General features: G+C 39.5%; 2 protein-coding genes and 1 pseudogene. All 3 read right to left on the bottom strand.

Annotated elements, in window-relative coordinates; all coding sequences use genetic code 11:
- The coding region (locus IQ229_RS21480; RefSeq protein WP_194047202.1) for a dynamin family protein at window positions 1-711 on the bottom strand (711 nt) is incomplete at its 3' end.
- A gap of 8 nt (window positions 712-719) precedes the next feature.
- Window positions 720-1688, bottom strand: a complete 969-nt coding sequence (locus tag IQ229_RS21475) for a M48 family metallopeptidase (RefSeq protein ID WP_194047200.1) — start codon at window positions 1686-1688, stop codon at window positions 720-722.
- 80 nt (window positions 1689-1768) lie between these two features.
- Window positions 1769-2979: pseudogene (locus IQ229_RS21470) on the bottom strand (dynamin family protein); the annotation flags it as partial.

Genomic DNA, 2979 nt, shown 5'->3' with positions numbered 1-2979 from the left:
CTTTAATAATCTTTCTGCCACTTGTTCTGTCTGAATATTATCCATCATATTCAGAGTAAAAAACACTTTCGGAAAATCTTGAGGTAAGACAGACATTTGCAAAAATGTTTGTTCTGATTCTGCAAATGGAGAGAGGGCTGACACTACGAATACTACTGCGTCAGCTTGTAAAAGATAAGTGTGAACTTGACGATCAAAACGCTTAAAAACATCCCCAGTTCCAGGAGTATCCACAAGACGTACCCCTCGCAACCATTCAACGGGAGTCTCAATTTTCAAATGGCTAGCTGTCTGAGGAAGAGTTTCTAAAATTGAACTAAGTTGCTCTGATTTTAGTTCTTCTGCTTCTATCTGAATTTTCCCACCATCACTCAAACAAACATGAATTTTTGATTCTGAACCATACTGGATGTGATTAATTGTCACTGTTTCTGTTGTCACATCTGTTGTAACAACAGATTGCCCTAATAAAGCGTTAATTAATGTTGATTTACCTCGTTTGAAGTCACCTATAACAACGAGAACAAAGTCTGCTTCCAAACGAGTTAGAATCTGGGAAATTTGACTCTGTATCTGTTTGAGCAGCCTTTTACCTATAGTATTTTGAACTTTTTCTAGGCGCAATCCTTCGGAAAAATCATTGATTATTTCTAGAAACTCTTGGCGCAAATAGCTGAAGTCATAGCTGATATATTTAGCTGGTGATTCCATAAAAAACCTTAATATCCTTTAGGTAGTACACGAATAACCTGTTCACACAAATTATCAGTTTCTTCTTTGCTGCGTGCATCTTGTAAAAATGACTCTAATCGCCAGGAATGGAAAACATCACACTCAGCAAACAGATGAAGTGCGGCAGTCCGTTTGGAAATCAGCGGATGAGTGCTGAAAAGTTCTATCAGTTGCAGGGGAGTAGATTGAACTTTACTATACTGTTTACGGAATTCCTCAATGTTGATGTCCCGCAAGGAATCGCCGCCACCAGTTATCAATTTAACAAGAGCACTTTCCGCTGTGTTGACATCACCACAGCAAATCAATCCGGCGCGATCGCAAGTAATTTCTGCACATCGACTCCAGCGTTTAAAAAAAATCGTCAGTCCGCCTTGAATAATTGGTTCCAGCATTCCGTGAGTTGGAACTACCTGTAAAACTCCTTGTGCTAATTGGTTTGTCATAATTTCACAAACAGTGTTATAAACACCATGCAAATTATGAATATGACCGCATTCATGACCAATAACAAACTTAAGTTCTTCAGGTGTAAAAGATTCGACAATATCACTTGAAAGAACAATAATTGGTGCAACATCATCAGTGGCGATGGTGTACGCATTAGAAGTAGAATCTCGGTAAATAAAAATCTGGGGAACACCAATACCCAATCTATGAGCACAATCTTCACCAAGGGCGTGGATTTTAGGATACTGCTGTGGGCCAACAGCAATACTTTCCATGAGATGTAGTTGCTGGACAACAGGAACCGCCCAACCAACTAAGGTTTGCACCATTGCTCTAACTGGCCCCATAGCCATCAATTGCTGGCGTAGTTTTTGATCTAGAGAAAAGGCATAGTCGGGAATTCCACCTACTAAGTGAGCAGATATTTGGCGATCGCGTATTTCCAAATAATGACCAAAATTGAGGTCAACAGCCGCAGTCGGATTGGGAACTGATGGATTTTCCATAATTCATATCTAAACTGTAAAATTCATTGTATGGACTGTGAGGTACGATTAAATCTCAAACCTCACAGCCTTGCAAATTTTTAAACACTCATGATTTCGACAAGTTCTTGAGAGCGTCTTTGGGCGCTACCAAGAATTCTCTCTGTTTCTGCACGAATTTCATCAAGTTCTTTACGTTCTGCTTCGGTTTGAGTCTCATTCTGCTGCCGTTTCCGGTTAAGTTCATAAAGAGTATTCTGAGTATTATCTAGTAAAGCTTCTACCTCTTGACGTAGTGTTTGTTTGAGATGCTCAAAACTTGTAGAAATGTGATCCTCAACTTTATGATTAATCGGATTTGATTTCAGTTGCTTTTCAATTTCCTTGATAATAGCTTCCTTGTAATTTTCCTTAAAGGTTTCCAATTGCTCACCACCAAACACTAATTTGGTGAGCCAACCTCCTGTGAAAACGGACACAACACTAATAGCAATAAGAGCAGGCCAGGTAATTGGGAATCCGATTAACCCCGCTAATACTCCAGCACCAATTGCAGTACCAACACTACCAGCTGCACCAACTGCTGCACCTTTAACACCAGCCGTCCGAAAACCTGACCAGATACCACCAAATCCGGTGAATACAGCTAAAGCAGCAGCAATCGCTTCTCCACCTGCATTTCTTTTGCGATTAGAATTAGCTTCAACATCAATAAATTGCATTTCAATGCGATTTAAGACTGTAACTACAGAGTTAGCAAAATATTTTAATCGGTCTACTTCTTCTACCAACCCCCGTTGAATCTCTATCTGAATTTTATCTGCCAACTTTTGCCCTGCATTTTGCAAGCTAGTAGAAACTTTGCGACCCAGTTTTTCAGCCAAAGCTTTCTTGTTATTCAAGTCCTTGGAAGTTATTGTTGTTGAATCAATGACTTGCAGGGCTGTTTGCTTCAAATCATCTTCTAGCTTATTGAGTAAAGGTCTGACATTATATCTGACATTTTCAGCCGCTTTATCAATGAGCTGCATTTCGTCTTTTTTTCGGCTTCGCAAGTCTGCAATTTCTGCAATAGAGGTTTCGTAGGTTTTCTCAAAATCTTCTAACTTCATTTTGAGAGCACTTTCTTGAATGTTAATTGTTGATAAAATTTCTCCAGATGTTGCGATCGCTCTATTTAAAGGTACTTGCAACTCAATTGCTCCTCGCTCTCTAACCAGAAATTGCTCTAAAGCCTTTTCAAATTCAACAAAACGGCTTTCAGCAAGCAATTCATCATCTTTGCTATGCTTCGCTTCCAAAGCTTGGTAAG

This window comes from Nostoc cf. edaphicum LEGE 07299 (assembly GCF_015207245.1).
Taxonomy (GTDB): domain Bacteria; phylum Cyanobacteriota; class Cyanobacteriia; order Cyanobacteriales; family Nostocaceae; genus Nostoc; species Nostoc edaphicum_B.
Note: the sequence above shows the minus strand (reverse complement) of the source record. Positions and strands in the feature narration are given on the sequence as shown.

What these genes read in the sequence shown, in the direction of transcription:
- IQ229_RS21475 (WP_194047200.1), bottom strand. Translation starts at nt 1,688, where the DNA reads ATGGAAAATCCATCAGTTCCCAATCCGACTGCGGCTGTTGACCTCAAT.